This window comes from Agrobacterium vitis (assembly GCF_013337045.2).
GTDB classification, from domain to species: Bacteria; Pseudomonadota; Alphaproteobacteria; order Rhizobiales; family Rhizobiaceae; genus Allorhizobium; species Allorhizobium vitis_B.
In genome coordinates this window covers 249,517-264,251 of the sequence record NZ_CP118259.1, presented here as the reverse complement: position 1 = coordinate 264,251, position 14,735 = coordinate 249,517, and the positions used below count along the sequence as shown (strand labels likewise).

Here is a 14,735-nt window from a genome sequence, read left to right as displayed (position 1 = left end):
GCAATGGGCAAACACGCTGCTCTATGGTTTATAAACCCTCTATTTCCAGGGGCGATGTGGCTTCAGGAAAAAGAGCGCACCAAACTGCCGACCAGAAGGTTCCAGCCATCGATAAGCACGAAGAACAGGATCTTGAACGGCAGGGAAATCGACGTCGGTGGCAACATCATCATGCCCATGGCCATGGTGATGGTCGAGACGATCATGTCGATGACCAGAAAAGGCAGGATGATCAGGAAGCCGATTTCAAAGCCGCGCCGGATCTCTGACAGCATGAAAGCCGGGATCAATACCCGGTAATCGACCTTGCCTTCAACAACCGCCGTCTGCCCGCGCTCATTGGCCAGATCGATGAACAGCCTAAGGTCTTTTTCGCGGGTATTGTTCGACATGAAGCCCCGGAAAGGCTCGGCAATCCTTGGCACGGCCTCGGCTTCAGTAATCTGGTTGTCCAGAAGCGGGCGCACACCGTCGCGCCAGGCCTGGTCCATAACCGGTGTCATGACATAAAAGGTCATGAACAGGGCAAGACTGGTCAGGATCATGTTGGACGGCGTGCTGGATAGACCCATGCCCGAACGCAGAATGGAAAAAGCGATCACGAAACGCGGAAAGCTCGTCACCATGATCAGGATGCCGGGAGCAACCGAAAGAACAGTCAGCAGACCGAATGTGCGGATAATCCAGGCCGCGACGGATCCGTCGACCGGCGCTGTCAGGAAGTTTGACGGAAGCTGCTGCGCCTGAGCCAGTTCCGGGGCCGCTATCATCGCGGCGATCAAGATAAGGGTTCGAATCATTCGATGACAAACGTCCTAAACAAAAGCTTCGATACCCGTCCTTCAGACCGCACGTCAACTCGCTCGCGCAGATCGTCCTTCAAATAATCGAAACCACGCGGGCCTTCGATCTGTTGCAGGGATACCGTGCGCATATAGGCCATCAGATCCTGATGGATATCCTCGGCCAGTTTTGCATCGACCGGCCCCTTGAAGACCAGAGCCACTTCCAGCCGGACCCAGCTTTCAGAGGGATAGGCAAGGTTGGTAGTGACGGGGTCAAGCTGGACGATGCCATTGGCCTCCGCCGGCAATTTCGGCAGGCCGGTGTCTTCTTTTTCGCCTTCCTTCTTTTTGCCCCCGTGTTCCTCACTGGCCTTCTGCTCTTCCTTGGCCACCTTCACCTTGGGCGCAATCATGGTTCCGACCAGCCAGCCTGCGCCGCCACCCACAACGGTCAGTCCAGCCAGTGCCGCAATCAGCAGAATGGGGGAAGCCTTTTTCGAAGGGCCTTCCAGCGCCGGTACATCTGCCATGGTGGTCTCCATCCTGCAGCATCGCCCTTCGATCGCCCTGGATCTGAAGGGTCATGCAAAAAACAAATCGGCATATTTCGCCGGCCAATCGCAATCAGCCGGAACGCATCATACCAACGGCCAGAAAAACAGGCCGTTGGTAAAAGGCAGTATCTTGTCACGTCGTCAGAACGGCGAGAACATGTCGACGACCTGCTGGCCAACCGGCGGCTGCTGAACTTCGGTCAAACGTCCCTTGCCGCCATAGGAAATACGGGCTTCTGCGATCTTCTCGTAGGAAATGGTGTTCTTGGCATCGACATCCTGCGGTCGCACGATACCAGCGACATTCAGGATGCGAACTTCATGATTGACGCGCACTTCCTGGGACCCGCTGATCAGCAGATTACCGTTTTCAAGAATACTTGTTACCACGGCCGCCACCATCAAGGTCAGCGTTTCAGACCGATCCACCGATCCCTTGCCATCGGAACTCGAATTCGAATCGGTGCTCATGTCACCGGACGAATCGGGCGGCTTGATGCCGAACAGGTTGATGACCGTGGACCATGTCAACGATGTCGAGTTCTTGCGGCTGCGCGATGTGTCGTTCTTGAACTTCGCCTTGTCGGCAATCGAGATATTAACCGTCAGCAGGTCCCCGACATTGATGGCGCGTGAATCCTTGAAAAGCGCTGCCTGGCTGTCGTTCCAGAGGGAGTAGCCGTTGCTGACAGCCTTGGTCTGTTTCGGATAGCTGGCAAGCTGCGGAGCCTGATTGTAACGCAAGCCGCTGCCCACAGGGCTCATGGCCGGCGCATTGCCGACTTCTTCCAATGTCTTGTTCCCACAGCCGGTGAGGATAACGGCCATGAAAACCACAGCGCTACGCTTTATCATGTGGGTTCCTTCGAGGTATTAGGATCAGCTGCATTGGACATGATGCCGGCGACGAGCGCGGCTTTTTCGGGGTCCATCTCGCTGAGAATCAAGCTGGATTGCTTGGCCGGAAGCTTCATGATGATCGCTGCGGCCAAAAGGGGATTGACCTTTTCCAACTGCGGCGCAGCAGCATCGGGCTTCATATTCTTGTAGACATCGGTCAAGCCGGCTTCCGCCTTTTGCAGAAAATCGTTTCGTCGCGCCAGCCAGTCCTGATATTCGCGCTTTCGCGCTTCAAGCACGGCAATGCGGTCATTGACATCCGATTGGAGTTTTTCCAGATCCTGCTTTTGCAACAGATACCGCTGGTCGCGGGCCGGATCGGCGATGTTGGTGCAAAAACGCTGGATGTCATCAGCGCTGGTCGTGCCGGTGGAGCCAGTATTGGCAGCACGCGCCGGAGCCGCCTGCTGGGCGCTGCCTGGCAGGGCCGAAACGGCAAGAACAGCAAAGGCCAGAGCTAAAGCGCCAAGACCAGAATATCTTGGACCGGCATATTTTGCGAAGAAGGCTGTTGATCTCATTGCAGGACAAGCTCCGCTTGAAGTGCCCCTGCCGACTTGATGCCCTGCAGAATGGCGATGATACCGTCCGGCTTCACGCCGATATTATTCAGGCCGGCCACCAGTGTGCGCAGGTCGGGTCCATCGACAATGGCAACTTTGTCGCCGGTTTTCTGCGCGGAAATATCCGTCTGCGGCTGCGTGGCCGTCGTGCCGCTGGCGAAGGGCTGCGGTTGAATGACCTGTGGCGTCTCGTTGACCTGCACCGTCAGCGTGCCATAGCTGACTGCAACCTTGGAAACACGCACGTCGGCACCGATGACGATGGTTCCTGTGCGCTCATTGATCACCACCTTGGCCGGTGTATCGGTCTCCACCACAAGATTTTCGATGTCAGCCATCAATTGTGCCAGATCCGCCGTGCGCGGTTTCTGGATCACCACTTCCTGGCTGTCGCGTGCCTCGGCAATCGGAGCGCCGTAGGTGGCGGTGGCATAATTGTTGATGCGCCGGGCCATGCCGAGCGACGTCGAAAAATCCGGATTGCGCAATTGCAGCACGAGATTGACCGAATCCTTGAATTTGGACGGAAGTTCGCGCTCGATGATCGCGCCATTCGGGACACGGCCGGACGTGGTGACGCCTTCGGTCACCGTGGCCGCCTGACCCTGGGCGGTAAAGCCGGAAACAACCACTGACCCTTGCGCAACTGCGTAGATCTGGCCATCTGCGCCCGAAAGCGAGGTCATGATCAGCGTACCGCCGCGCAGCGATGTGGCATCCCCCAATGAACTGACCGTGGCATCGATACGACTGCCAGGACTACCGAAGGGTGGAAGAGTGGCGGTCACCATGACGGCAGCAACATTCTTGGCCGAGGACTGACCGCCCTGGGTGGAAATCCCCAGGTTCTGGAGCATGGCGCGCATGGACTGGTCGGTGAAGGGCGATGAACGAAGACTGTCGCCGGTGCTTTGCAAGCCAACGACGAGACCGTAACCGATCAACTGGTTATCACGACCGGCCTGGAGGGAGGCGACATCCTTGATACGGGAGCCCTGTGCCAGCGCGGGACCGGCAACCGCCAGAAGCAAACCTGTGAAAATCGAGAAAAGCAGAACCCGGATACTCATTTTGCCATCACCTGCACAGTGCCATCGCCCATGACCGTTCCGCTGACGATCTGGCCGGAATCGAGATTTCGGACGCGGATGACATCGCCGATATTGGCATCGTCCATCGGGCTGCCCGACGCAGAAATGGTGAGATTGCCGATATTGAAGATCAGCCGCAGCTGCGATCCGCGGATCACCGCATAGGGGCGTTTCAGCGTCGCCAACGGGATCGTACGGCCGGGCAGCAGCGTCTTGGATGAGAGCATGCCGACCACATCCGTCATCTCAGAGGCAAAACCGCCGACAAGATTGGGATTGGTCACCTGAACCCGATCCAGTTTGTTGGACGAAATCGCTTCGCCTGGATAGATGGTGTCCGTCGGAACGATCGCATAACGATCCCGCGCCGCTGACGGGGCGGCGGCGAAAGCCACCAAGACCGTAACGGCCACCCCGGTCAACCTGAACATTCTCTTCATATGGCGAAACATCATGTTTGCCCCTTTGATGTTTACTTTAGGTTTTTGCTGACGATCTGCGCCATTTCGTCGGCGGTGGTGATGACCTTGGAATTCATCTCGTAGGCGCGCTGGGCCGAAATCAGACTGGTGATTTCGGTAACCGAGTCGACATTGGAGGACTCCAGATAACCCTGTTTCAGATAGCCATAGCCCGCATCGCCGGGCACGCCGTTGATCGGATTGCCGGAGGAAGCCGTTTCCTGGAACAGATTGTCGCCGATAGCCTTCAAACCAGCCGGATTGACGAAAGCCGACGTTTCCAGCTGACCCAGTGTTGTATAGGTGGAGGAATCGCCCTGCAAAACCGAGACCTCACCGGATTCGCTGATCTTCACTTCGGTCGCATCCGTCGGGATGGTGATGTTTGGAATGATCTTATAGCCTTCGGTCGTCACCAGGTTGCCGTCGGAATCCTTGTTAAGGGAGCCGGCACGAGTGTAGAACGTGGTGGCACCGTCAGGGCTCTGCACCTGGATGTAACCGCGTCCAACGATGGCAACGTCCAGTTCGTTTGAGGTCTCCGACAACTCGCCCTGCTCGTTCATCGTCCGCACAGCTGCCGTCTGCACACCAAGACCGATATTGGCACCTTCCGGCACCGTCGACTGGTTGGCGCGGTTTGCGACGCCCACAGCCTTTTCGGTTTGATAGAGAAGGTCCGAAAACTCAGCACGCGACTTCTTGAAACCGGTCGTATTGATATTGGCGATGTTGTTGGAAATGACCTCGAGGTTGGTCTGCTGGGCATTCATGCCGGTGGAGGCAATTGCGAGAGCTCTCATGTGCTGCTATCCCTGAGGTTAAATCTGCATTTTTGTAATGTCGAGGAAGGCCGAAACCAGCTTGTCGCGCAGCGCAATCGCCGTTTGCAGGGATTTCTGCGCCGACATGACGGAATCGACCACTTCGCGGGTGCTGACCTTGCCGAGCATACCGTCGAGGGAGTTGCTTTCAGCGGTCTTCAGGTTCTGCATCGCATCGTTCATCACGCCGCCGACGACATCGCTGAAGCTCATGCCCGTTGCGGTACCCGGTGTCGCATTCTGCGCCGTGACGCCCGTCTGCGTGCTGAAGAGCGAATGTGTGCCGCCGAGCGAGGCCGTGCTTGTTGCGTCGGTGTCCTCTGTCATGCCCGATGGAACGAGAGAGCCAACTTTGCTAATGGAATCAATCATTGTGAGCTCTTCAGCAGGTCGAGGGTCGAGGTAATCAGGTCACGTGTCTGCTTGACGGACTGAAGATTGGCTTCATAGGTGCGGTTGGCTTCGCGCATGTCGGCCATCTCGATCAGCACGTTCACGTTCGGCATTTTCACGTAGCCCTTGGCATCGGCAGCCGGATTGCTGGGATCGTATTCTTCCGTGAACTTCGACTTGTCGAAGCCAAGCTTCTTGACCTTGACGATTTCCGTGCCTGTGGCGCGGTCCATTTCGGACCCGAAGGTGATCGTCTTGCGACGGTAGGGATTGGCGCCGGGCGTGTCGCCGGTGCTCTGGGCGTTGGCAATATTTTCCGAAACGATCCTGAGCCGGGTGGACTGTACATCCAGTCCGCTGCCGGCAATTTTCAGGGCCGAGGTGAGAGGATCTGTCGCGGTGACGGAATCCATGGTTTACCCCTTTACAGTCATCAGCATCATGCGATTAAAACTACTGACGAGGTTAGTGTTGAGCGAGTGCTGCCGCTGGATCTCACCCATCTTGGTCATCTCATCGGCCAGCGCGACCGAATTTCCCGAGACCTGAACGCCGATTTCGCCATTCAGAGGCGCCTCGCGGATATCGACATCCAGATCGGTATTCAGATCGCTCGCAGCCATATGCTTCGAATTGGTCCGCGCCATACCAAACTGACGTACGTCCAGAATGGCATTGAAGGGCGTGATGTCCTTCGCCATGAATTTCGGTGTATTGGCATTGGCTATGTTGCCGGCGATCACTTCCTGGCGCAGGGAAAGCCACTCGGCCTGCCGTGATGCCACATCAAAAAGCTTTATCGGTTCCATAGAGTTTTCTCCAATTTACACCCTGGAGATTAGGCCGGTAATCTTGCGTGGGACTGACCGCAAAACCGGCCTTTCCTACAATCGTTAACTTTTCCTAAGATCTGATTTAAGTTTTTGAAACAATTGTATATTTATCGAGGATTGATCGCCGGACGAGCACAATTTAAGCCGTGGACGCCAATGCAAAAAGCCGCCCATAGGCGGCTTTGAAAAACACACTGGATGTGGGATGAGAGCGAAGGCCGACCAAGGCTTGTGCCCGCTCCCGGCCCACACGCACAAGGCCGGGCTACTGGTTTTCGTAGATCGCGCCGGTGCTGGTGATAATCACCCATTTTCCATTGCGTTGTTCCAGTGTCGCCACCCGGCTATTGTCGGGCAGGACGGAGCCAATCTTGACCATGAACATGCCGGAGGCATCCTCGATCATGGCACGACCGTTGGAGACATGCAGCAGCCGGAACCCCCCGCCGGGAAAGGGCTGTTCGATCTTCACCGGCTCACCATCGGGATCTTTCCGCCCGATATCGGACGCCGTCGCCGTGGTCAGGGGATCGAGATTATCAGGAACTTTCTGTTCGCGGTCTTCACGGGACACCAGCGCTATGGGAGACACGCTGAATACATTGCGTGCATCGACCTGCGGCAAATCGCGAGTCCGGTCCATCGGCTCGACATGAATTCCGAATTTATCGGGATTGAAAAACACATACCACGGAAACATCGCCGCGCTGCACGCCAGCACGACGCCAGCCGCCGCCAACATCCTATCCACCGATGACGCGCCCGACCGGCGGGGTGCGCGAGGCCGAACCACCTCGTCGGCATCGCTGTCTAATGGATCATGCTCTTGATCTTGCATTGCTGTTTCCAGAATTATTGGCCGCCTTCAGGGCATGGGCGAGGTCGGCATAGGCATCGACGACAGCCCTGTCGGAGGGGGTTTGCTTCAGCACTTCGTAAAGGATCGGAACCTGCTTGATCGCCATATCGAGATCGGGATCGCTGCCGGCGCGGTAACCGCCAATCAACCGCAAGTCGCGCGTTTCCTCGAAACGGTGGATCAAAGTCTTCAGGCGCGACACGAGCTTTTCCTGGTCCGGCGTCCAGGCCTTGCGCGCCAAACGCGAAATCGAGGCCAGTGGATTGATCGGCGGATAGCGTCCTTCTTCGGCCAGGCTGCGGTCCAGCACGATGTGGCCATCGAGAATACCGCGGGTACAGTCGGCAATCGGGTCGTTGTGATTGTCACCATCGACGAGGATGGAAATGATCGCCGTGATCGTCCCTGTTCCCTCTTCGCCGGGACCGGCACGCTCCAGAAGCTTGGGCAGCTCGGTAAACACCGAGGCCGGAAATCCACGTGCAATCGGCGGTTCGCCAGCTGCCGTCGCCACTTCGCGGATCGCATGGGCGAAACGGGTAATGCTGTCGGCGATGAACAGGACATTGTCGCCCTGATCGCGAAAATGCTCGGCAACGGTAATCGCGGTCAAAGGCGCCATCTTGCGCAGCATCGGGCTCTCGTCACTGGTCGCCACAATCGCCACGGTCTTGGCCATGTTGTCGCCCAGCGTATCTTCGATGAATTCGCGCACTTCGCGGCCACGTTCGCCGACCAGCGCAATCACCACTTTGTCAAAGGCATCGGCCTTGGCCAGCATGGACAACAGCGTCGATTTACCGACGCCGGAACCGGCGAAAATCCCGAGGCGCTGACCAAGGCAGAGCGGCGAGAAAATATCAACCGCCTTCACGCCGGTGCGAAAACCGGTCTCTACCCGCTTGCGCCCCATGGAAGAGGGTGCGGTATTGGCAATAGAGCGGCGCACCAGACCCGGCATGACCGGCCCCAGCCCGTCGATCGGATCACCCAGCGCATTCAGCGTGCGGCCACACCAGCTATCCTGCGCGGCGACCCGGAAGGCACCCTTGCGGATCACCGTGTCGCCAATGGCAATCGGCTCGCCCGGCTCGATAGGGCAAACATAGGCGAGATCAGGCTCGACCCGCACCACTTCGCCCAGATGAATGCCGGTTGGACTGCGATGGGCAACAAAATCGCCCAGATGCAAATGGCGCGACAGACCCGTAACCGTGTAATGGCCAGCGGCAATGGTGCGGACATGCCCGCCATGGGCGACGGAATAATCCGAGGTAGCATACCGCTTGGCAATGGCCGCCATGGCGTCCAGCTGGGTATTCCTGTCGATCCGGGGGGTGAATTCAACGGTCATGGGAAGACGATCCAGTTACCGGTCATTTGCTGCCACCCAGCGTCTTGATCGTTTCGCTCATGCTGTTTTCAGTCTGGCTCATCGATGCCGAAATGCTTTCGAAAGCGCGGCTGACCTGGATAAGCTGCGTCATCTGGCTGATGCCATTGACGTTGGATTGCTCGACATAACCCTGCATGACACCGATTGTCGCATCATCGACGACGGCCTGCGGCCGATCGGTGGTGATAACGCCACTATTTTCGGTGCGCAGATAGCCCTTGGAAATATCGGCCGTGAACAGGCCGATCTGGCTGATTTGGCGGCCGTTCTGGTTGATCGTGCCGTCGGAGCCAACATGCGGCTCACCGCCATTGGGATCGAGCTGAATAGGTCCGCCACCGGCATCCAGAACAGGATAGCCGCGCACCGAGACCAACTGACCGGTGGACGTCATGGTAAAACGACCGTCCCGGGTCAAGGCCGGGCCGGCTGGCGTATCAATGCTGAACCAGGCATCGCCCTTGACGGCAAAATCCAGGCTACCGCCGGTTTGCAGCATTTCGCCGGACTGGGTATTCAGATAATCGTTGCCCTGAGAAACAAATGCGATCTTGGCATTCTGATCGTTGCCGGTGCGGCTGACGACTTCGTCAAATTTCACCTCGGTGCCACGAAAGCCGACAGTATTCACGTTCGCCATATTGTCAGCGATGGTGGTGAGGCGTTTGTCGAGCGCCCGTTGCGACGACAGGGATACATACATGCCGGATTGCATTAAGAGTTACCTCCAAGCCTTGAGTTCGTAACCAAGACCAGCAGGCCTGACGTCCACCGCCATTGTTCCGTCACGCAGGATCATTCTGCTTCGGGGTACAGCGTGTTGTTTGCGGTCCGTCACGGTTGCTCGCCTTCCATCATGGAACGTGGTTTACCGTTCATTGACCCTATTCATGCGCGCAAATGCTTGCGCGAAACTGTCTGGCTGCAAACCCGTCCGCAATACGTAAACTCGCCTCAGACAAGCATGATTGGCAGGGGTCAAATGCGGCAATGGCTTCGGGGGGCCTGATATGCAACCGAGATCATCTTCCTCACACCCATCAGCCTCACGCAAGGCAGGCTGCCTATCGGTTGAAGTGAAGAGAAACGTGCGGATGCAGGCGCAATATGAATATTATCATCGGATTCGTTATTACCGTGGGCTGTATCCTTGGCGGCTTCATGGCCATGGGCGGCCACCTGAACGTGCTGATACAGCCTTTCGAATTGCTGATCATCGGCGGCGCCGGCCTGGGTGGTTTCGTGATGGCCAACCCGATGAAAATCGTCAAGGATTCCGGCAAGGCGCTGGGTGAAGCGTTCAAGCACGCCGTCCCCAAGGAACGAGCCTATCTGGATGTGCTCGGTGTTCTCTATTCGCTGATGCGCGACCTACGCACCAAGTCGCGTAACGAGATTGAGGCCCATATCGATAATCCTGAGGAATCCTCGATCTTCCAGACCGCGCCCAATCTGCTGAAAAACAAGGAACTCACGTCCTTCATTTGCGACTATGTCCGCCTGATCATCATCGGCAATGCCCGCAGCCATGAGATCGAGGCCTTGATGGACGAGGAAATCAACACCATCCTGCACGATAAGATGAAACCCTACCACGCCATCACCGCGATGGGAGACAGCTTTCCGGCCATCGGTATCGTGGCGGCGGTTCTCGGGGTTATCAAGGCCATGGGCAAGATTAACGAGTCGCCCGAAGTTCTTGGCGGCCTGATCGGCGCTGCCCTGGTGGGCACGATGCTGGGTATCTTCTTGTCCTACTCGGTCTGCAACCCGCTGACCTCGCAAATCAAGATCGTCCGCACCAAGCAGCACCGTCTGTATATCATCGTCAAGCAGACGCTGCTTGCCTATATGAACGGTTCGGTTCCGCAGGTTGCACTTGAATATGGCCGCAAGACCATTTCCTCCTATGAGCGTCCGTCCATTGACGCTGTGGAGCAGGAAATGATGAATCCCGGCGGCGGCAACGAGAAGGCTGCATGACCATGAGCGAGACCGCCCAGCACCAATCCCTGCCAAAACCAATGGATCACGCCTTGCTTGCTCGTCTTACCGGCGGCCTTGGCGATATGAAATCCGTCGAAAAGCTTTGCCAGGATTTCGGCCAACTCTATAGCGAGTTCCTGCCGGACGTTTTTCACAGCGAAACCAATCTGACCATCGAAGTCGGTTATCTCGGTTTCAAAAGCGGCCTGATGCGCGATCTGGTCGTCGGTCTCGGCGATAATTTCGTGCTGGCCGATACATCGCTGCGCAACTGGTCGCCAAATTTCGTCATGGCTTGCGGCAACGGTTTCGTCATCACCCTGATGGAAACCCTGCTGGGCGGCATGCAGGAATTCATCGGCGAGCCGATCAAACGGCCGCTGTCGAATATCGAACTCGATCTGGCGGTGATGGTTTTTGAACGGATCGCCAATGTGCTGCGCTCCGGTGTCAATGCGACCGGGGGCTTTGAACCGATTTTCGAGCGTCCGCACAATTGGGAAAACCGTCTGAGACAGGATGGCGAACAGATCGAGGAATTTGGCGCCCTGGTGCATATGAGCATCAAGCTGGGCAAGATCATCTCCGATTTCGCCCTGATCATTCCGCAGAAAACCCTTTTGAAGACCAATGTCACGGCGCCAAAATCGAAAAACCAGGTCTCCAAAGCCCGCAAGGAATGGGCCGAGCAGCTGGCGGAACAGGTGCGCAAGAGCCAGGTCACTCTGGAAGGCCGTATCAGCCTGCAATCGCTGAGCCTGCTGACGGTTTCCAAGCTTGCGGCTGGCGATGTGATTCCCTTCCTCGAAAAGGGTGATGTGACAGTCGACGTCAGCGCCAACGGGCGCGACCTCTATACCTGCGAATTCGGACGCGCCGGCGATCACTACACCGTCCGGGTGAAGTCGATGCACAGTACGGATAGTGAGCTTTTACGTCATCTCATGAGATGACAATTTTCCCTGCTGCACCCATGGCAGCAGGTTGAGGCAAGTTTCAAAGGGAATAGTATTTGCATGGCTACGAAAAAAACACCTGTAAAAGATGATGATGCCCTGGCGATGCCATTGGGCGATGCCGATCTCGATCAGGCAATCGATGACCTGCGCGGGGTCTTGAAAAGCGATAGCGATGGCGGCCTGCCGGATATCGGCGCCGACTTCGGGGATGCCTCAGGCGGTGACTTCGGCGATGCCGCTGGCGGCCTTTCCGATTTCGAAAGCGATTTTGGCGGCGGCGCAGCCACCGGAGCCAGTGATTTCGGCACCAGCGACTTTGGCGGCAGCGATCTCGGCGGTGGAGATTTCGGCGGCGGCGATTTTGGCGGAGGCGACTTCGGTGGCAGTGCCTTAGGTGGTGGGGGCAGCTTCGATGCAGCACCGGCCCATCAGGCGCCGGGCAGCGCTCTGGACTCCAATCTCGACCTGATCATGGACATCCCGATCGATGTTCAAATCGTACTTGGTTCCAGCCGCATGCCGGTTTCGGGCTTGATGAATCTTGAAGAGGGCGCAATCATAGCGTTAGATAAAAAGATCGGTGAACCTGTGGAGATCATGGTTAACGGTCGACGGATTGCCCGCGGAGAGATTACAGTTCTCGAGAATGACGATACGCGATTCGGTGTGAAATTGATCGAAGTTATGAGCACCAAGACGTCCTGACCCCATGAACGGGCCAGAGAGGAAAGACCATGATGGACTTTGACGATTTCGGCGGGCCGGTAGCGGGCAAGCCACTGAGCCAGGCCGACAAGGCAGCCGCCGTGCTGTTGGCCATGGGCAAGGGCGTGGCAGGAAAACTGCTGAAATATTTCACGCAGGCCGAACTGCAGATGATCATCAATTCGGCCCAGACGCTCAGAACCATTCCACCGGACGAACTGGCCGAACTAGTCGGCGAATTCGAGGACCTGTTCACCGAAGGTGCAGGCCTGATGGACAACGCCAAGGCCATCGAGGAAATCCTCGAGGAAGGCCTGACGCCGGAAGAAGTTGACGGCTTGCTTGGCAGGCGCACGGCATTCCAGGCGTTCGAGACCTCGATCTGGGACCGTTTACAGGATGCAGACCCCGATTTCATTGCTCAGTTCCTGTTGCGCGAGCATCCGCAGACGGTTGCCTATATCCTGTCCATGCTGCCCTCCTCCTTCGGCGCCAAGGTGCTGATCAAGCTGCCGGACAGCCGCCGCGCCGATATCATGAACCGTACGGTCAACCTGAAGAATGTCAGCCCGCAGGCCGCTCAGATCATTGAGAACCGGGTGGTGGAACTGATCAGCGAGATCGACGCGGAACGCAATTCGGTGGGCACCGCCAAGGTGGCCGAACTGATGAACGAGTTGGAAAAGCCGCAGGTCGATACCCTGCTCGAATCGCTCGAATCGATCAGCAAGGAATCCGCCACCAAGGTGCGTCCGAAGATCTTCCTGTTCGAGGATCTGCTGGTCATGCCACAACGCAGCCGGGTCATGCTGCTCAACGATATTTCCGGCGACATTCTCACCATGGCGCTGCGGGGCGCCTCGAACGAGATCCGCGAATGCGTGCTTTCGGCCATCAGCCCGCGCTCGCGCCGCATGATCGAATCGGATCTGCAAGCCGGAACGGCCGGAATCAATCCGCGGGAAATCGCCATCGCCAGACGTGCTGTAGCGCAGGAAGCTATCCGCCTTGCCAATTCCGGCCAGATCCAGCTCAAGGAACCGGAAGGCGACAAGGATACGGCCGCCGCCTGACGCTAAAAGCTGCATGGACGGGCGTGACCGTGTTTTTTAAGCACAGCCGACACGCCGCTGTTGACAAGATCGCGACCCAGCGATCCGAATGGACTGAAAGAGTTGAAGGCCGGAATAGAGAGCGTTAAGCTTTCTGCTCCGGCCTTTGTGCGTTTTATAAGACATGCATCGCTACGCCGCCGGAAATGGCATGCAGACTCCCATTATAATTCCTTGACGCATCGCATAGGGTGCTTGAGGCTGTAATCAACCGACCGAGGTCCCGACATGGCAGATGATGAGGACCAGGAAAGTAAAACCGAGAGCCCGTCCGAGAAAAAGATGCGGGACGCGGCTGAACACGGTAACTTGCCGATCTCGCGCGAGGCGCCGCTATTTGCAACGACGCTGGCCTTCTACGTATATTTTGTATTTTTCATGCCGCAGGGTGTTGCCACACTTTACCAGACCCTGCGTGACCTGATGGAAAAACCGGATCAATGGATCATCGGCACCGGCACGGACGTGATTTCCCTGTTCGTGCATCTGGGCTGGTCGATGGCCGCCATGCTTGGCCCTGCCCTGTTGCTGTTCATGCTGTTCGGCCTTACGCAGTCCTTTGCCCAGCACATGCCAAGCTTCGTGCTTGATCGTATTACCCCGAAGATGGACCGCCTGTCGCTTATCGGTGGGATAGGGCGGATGTTTTCGGTCATGGGCTTCGTGGAGTTCGGCAAGTCGCTGTTCAAGATCATCGTCGTCGCGATAATCATGTTCGTTTCGATGCGCGGCCAGTATTTCGGCACTTTGGATGCCATGCTGTCCGATCCGCAGATCATTTTCGTCAAGCTTTCCGATATCGTCCAGGAAATGCTGATTATTGTGCTATTTGCCACCGGCCTGTTGACGGTGATGGACCTTGGATGGCAGCGATACAACTGGTATCAGAAACTGCGCATGACCCGGCAGGAAGTGAAGGACGAACACAAGCAATCCCAGGGCGACCCGGTCGTCAAGGCACGCCAACGTTCCGCCCAGCGCGACCAGGCACGCCGACGGATGATGAATAACGTGCCACGTGCCACGATGATAATCACCAATCCCACCCATTTCGCCGTGGCCCTGCGCTATGTGCGCACCGAAATGGAAGCACCGATCGTGCTTGCCAAAGGGCAGGATCTGATTGCATTGAAGATTCGCGAGATAGCCGAGGAAAATAATATCCCGATTTTCGAGGATCCGCCGCTCGCCCGCTCCATGTTTGCGCAAGTCTCGGTGGATAGTGTCATCCCACCGATATTTTACAAGGCCGTCGCGGAGATAGTTCAGAGACTATACGCTGCCGATAGCAAGAACAAGAGGCGGTTGCGCTAA

18 protein-coding genes are annotated in these 14,735 nt (G+C 57.0%); 5 read left to right on the top strand and 13 right to left on the bottom strand.

The annotated features are described in order from the left end of the window. Positions 1-62 precede the first annotated feature (62 nt). From fliP to flgF, 13 genes are all read right to left on the bottom strand, one after another. Positions 63-800: a flagellar type III secretion system pore protein FliP gene (fliP, locus tag G6L01_RS01230; protein WP_060716404.1), complete on the bottom strand. Its 738-nt coding sequence runs from the start codon at positions 798-800 to the stop codon at positions 63-65. After that, positions 797-1,315 (bottom strand): flagellar basal body-associated FliL family protein, encoded by a 519-nt coding sequence (locus G6L01_RS01225; protein ID WP_070163549.1) that lies wholly within the window; start codon positions 1,313-1,315, stop codon positions 797-799. Before G6L01_RS01225 ends, fliP begins: the two co-directional genes overlap by 4 nt. Positions 1,316-1,480: 165 nt before the next feature. Next, positions 1,481-2,167, bottom strand: coding sequence for a flagellar basal body L-ring protein FlgH (gene flgH, locus G6L01_RS01220; RefSeq protein WP_409050061.1), 687 nt, complete (start codon positions 2,165-2,167; stop codon positions 1,481-1,483). Positions 2,168-2,190: 23 nt separating this feature from the next. Continuing rightward, positions 2,191-2,760: a MotE family protein gene (locus G6L01_RS01215; RefSeq protein WP_070163547.1), complete on the bottom strand. Its 570-nt coding sequence runs from the start codon at positions 2,758-2,760 to the stop codon at positions 2,191-2,193. Next, a complete protein-coding gene (locus tag G6L01_RS01210) occupies positions 2,757-3,872 on the bottom strand; it encodes a flagellar basal body P-ring protein FlgI (RefSeq protein WP_070163546.1) in 1,116 nt (371 codons plus the stop codon). The genes G6L01_RS01215 and G6L01_RS01210 overlap by 4 nt, the downstream gene beginning before the upstream one ends. Continuing rightward, complete coding sequence (flgA, locus tag G6L01_RS01205; RefSeq protein WP_070163545.1) at positions 3,869-4,348, bottom strand: flagellar basal body P-ring formation chaperone FlgA; 480 nt, start codon at positions 4,346-4,348, stop codon at positions 3,869-3,871. The genes G6L01_RS01210 and flgA overlap by 4 nt, the downstream gene beginning before the upstream one ends. Before the next feature lie 17 nt (positions 4,349-4,365). Beyond that, entirely contained in the window at positions 4,366-5,157 is a 792-nt protein-coding gene (gene flgG, locus G6L01_RS01200) for a flagellar basal-body rod protein FlgG (RefSeq protein ID WP_070163544.1), read from the bottom strand. 18 nt (positions 5,158-5,175) lie between these two features. Further along, positions 5,176-5,550, bottom strand: coding sequence for a flagellar hook-basal body complex protein FliE (gene fliE, locus G6L01_RS01195; protein WP_070163543.1), 375 nt, complete (start codon positions 5,548-5,550; stop codon positions 5,176-5,178). Beyond that, on the bottom strand, positions 5,547-5,984 hold the full coding sequence (gene flgC / locus G6L01_RS01190; protein WP_070163542.1) for a flagellar basal body rod protein FlgC: 438 nt from the start codon (positions 5,982-5,984) through the stop codon (positions 5,547-5,549). The genes fliE and flgC overlap by 4 nt, the downstream gene beginning before the upstream one ends. Positions 5,985-5,987: 3 nt before the next feature. Beyond that, positions 5,988-6,380 (bottom strand): flagellar basal body rod protein FlgB, encoded by a 393-nt coding sequence (gene flgB, locus G6L01_RS01185; protein WP_070163541.1) that lies wholly within the window; start codon positions 6,378-6,380, stop codon positions 5,988-5,990. Between the two features lie 289 nt (positions 6,381-6,669). Beyond that, positions 6,670-7,242, bottom strand: a complete 573-nt coding sequence (locus tag G6L01_RS01180) for a flagellar protein (protein ID WP_081343949.1) — start codon at positions 7,240-7,242, stop codon at positions 6,670-6,672. After that, entirely contained in the window at positions 7,223-8,566 is a 1,344-nt protein-coding gene (gene fliI / locus G6L01_RS01175; protein WP_233741248.1) for a flagellar protein export ATPase FliI, read from the bottom strand. Before fliI ends, G6L01_RS01180 begins: the two co-directional genes overlap by 20 nt. A gap of 73 nt (positions 8,567-8,639) precedes the next feature. Then, positions 8,640-9,374: a flagellar basal-body rod protein FlgF gene (gene flgF, locus G6L01_RS01170; RefSeq protein WP_070163540.1), complete on the bottom strand. Its 735-nt coding sequence runs from the start codon at positions 9,372-9,374 to the stop codon at positions 8,640-8,642. Positions 9,375-9,766: 392 nt separating this feature from the next. Here flgF and motA point away from each other — a divergent pair, with 392 nt between their 5' ends. The 5 genes from motA to flhB all read left to right on the top strand — a co-directional run bounded on the left by motA (position 9,767) and on the right by flhB (position 14,735). Beyond that, positions 9,767-10,642, top strand: a complete 876-nt coding sequence (motA, locus tag G6L01_RS01165; RefSeq protein WP_015914940.1) for a flagellar motor stator protein MotA — start codon at positions 9,767-9,769, stop codon at positions 10,640-10,642. Then, on the top strand, positions 10,639-11,598 hold the full coding sequence (locus G6L01_RS01160) for a FliM/FliN family flagellar motor switch protein (protein WP_070163539.1): 960 nt from the start codon (positions 10,639-10,641) through the stop codon (positions 11,596-11,598). Before motA ends, G6L01_RS01160 begins: the two co-directional genes overlap by 4 nt. 63 nt (positions 11,599-11,661) lie before the next feature. Further along, positions 11,662-12,309, top strand: a complete 648-nt coding sequence (gene fliN / locus G6L01_RS01155) for a flagellar motor switch protein FliN (protein ID WP_070163538.1) — start codon at positions 11,662-11,664, stop codon at positions 12,307-12,309. Between the two features lie 29 nt (positions 12,310-12,338). Next, positions 12,339-13,382: a flagellar motor switch protein FliG gene (gene fliG / locus G6L01_RS01150; RefSeq protein ID WP_070163537.1), complete on the top strand. Its 1,044-nt coding sequence runs from the start codon at positions 12,339-12,341 to the stop codon at positions 13,380-13,382. 267 nt (positions 13,383-13,649) lie between these two features. After that, complete coding sequence (gene flhB, locus G6L01_RS01145) at positions 13,650-14,735, top strand: flagellar biosynthesis protein FlhB (protein WP_070163536.1); 1,086 nt, start codon at positions 13,650-13,652, stop codon at positions 14,733-14,735.

Bases quoted from the DNA above. Each gene is read 5' to 3' on its own strand.
- G6L01_RS01215 (WP_070163547.1), bottom strand. From the start codon at position 2,760: ATGAGATCAACAGCCTTCTTCGCAAAATATGCCGGTCCAAGATATTCT.
- fliI (WP_233741248.1), bottom strand. From the start codon at position 8,566: ATGGCGGCCATTGCCAAGCGGTATGCTACCTCGGATTATTCCGTCGCC.
- flhB (WP_070163536.1), top strand. From the start codon at position 13,650: ATGGCAGATGATGAGGACCAGGAAAGTAAAACCGAGAGCCCGTCCGAG.
- fliG (WP_070163537.1), top strand. From the start codon at position 12,339: ATGATGGACTTTGACGATTTCGGCGGGCCGGTAGCGGGCAAGCCACTG.
- flgH (WP_409050061.1), bottom strand. From the start codon at position 2,167: ATGGCCGTTATCCTCACCGGCTGTGGGAACAAGACATTGGAAGAAGTC.
- flgC (WP_070163542.1), bottom strand. From the start codon at position 5,984: ATGGATTCCGTCACCGCGACAGATCCTCTCACCTCGGCCCTGAAAATT.
- motA (WP_015914940.1), top strand. From the start codon at position 9,767: ATGAATATTATCATCGGATTCGTTATTACCGTGGGCTGTATCCTTGGC.
- flgB (WP_070163541.1), bottom strand. From the start codon at position 6,380: ATGGAACCGATAAAGCTTTTTGATGTGGCATCACGGCAGGCCGAGTGG.
- G6L01_RS01225 (WP_070163549.1), bottom strand. From the start codon at position 1,315: ATGGCAGATGTACCGGCGCTGGAAGGCCCTTCGAAAAAGGCTTCCCCC.
- fliN (WP_070163538.1), top strand. From the start codon at position 11,662: ATGGCTACGAAAAAAACACCTGTAAAAGATGATGATGCCCTGGCGATG.
- flgG (WP_070163544.1), bottom strand. From the start codon at position 5,157: ATGAGAGCTCTCGCAATTGCCTCCACCGGCATGAATGCCCAGCAGACC.
- flgF (WP_070163540.1), bottom strand. From the start codon at position 9,374: ATGCAATCCGGCATGTATGTATCCCTGTCGTCGCAACGGGCGCTCGAC.
- flgA (WP_070163545.1), bottom strand. From the start codon at position 4,348: ATGATGTTTCGCCATATGAAGAGAATGTTCAGGTTGACCGGGGTGGCC.
- G6L01_RS01160 (WP_070163539.1), top strand. From the start codon at position 10,639: ATGACCATGAGCGAGACCGCCCAGCACCAATCCCTGCCAAAACCAATG.
- fliE (WP_070163543.1), bottom strand. From the start codon at position 5,550: ATGATTGATTCCATTAGCAAAGTTGGCTCTCTCGTTCCATCGGGCATG.
- G6L01_RS01180 (WP_081343949.1), bottom strand. From the start codon at position 7,242: ATGCAAGATCAAGAGCATGATCCATTAGACAGCGATGCCGACGAGGTG.
- G6L01_RS01210 (WP_070163546.1), bottom strand. From the start codon at position 3,872: ATGAGTATCCGGGTTCTGCTTTTCTCGATTTTCACAGGTTTGCTTCTG.
- fliP (WP_060716404.1), bottom strand. From the start codon at position 800: ATGATTCGAACCCTTATCTTGATCGCCGCGATGATAGCGGCCCCGGAA.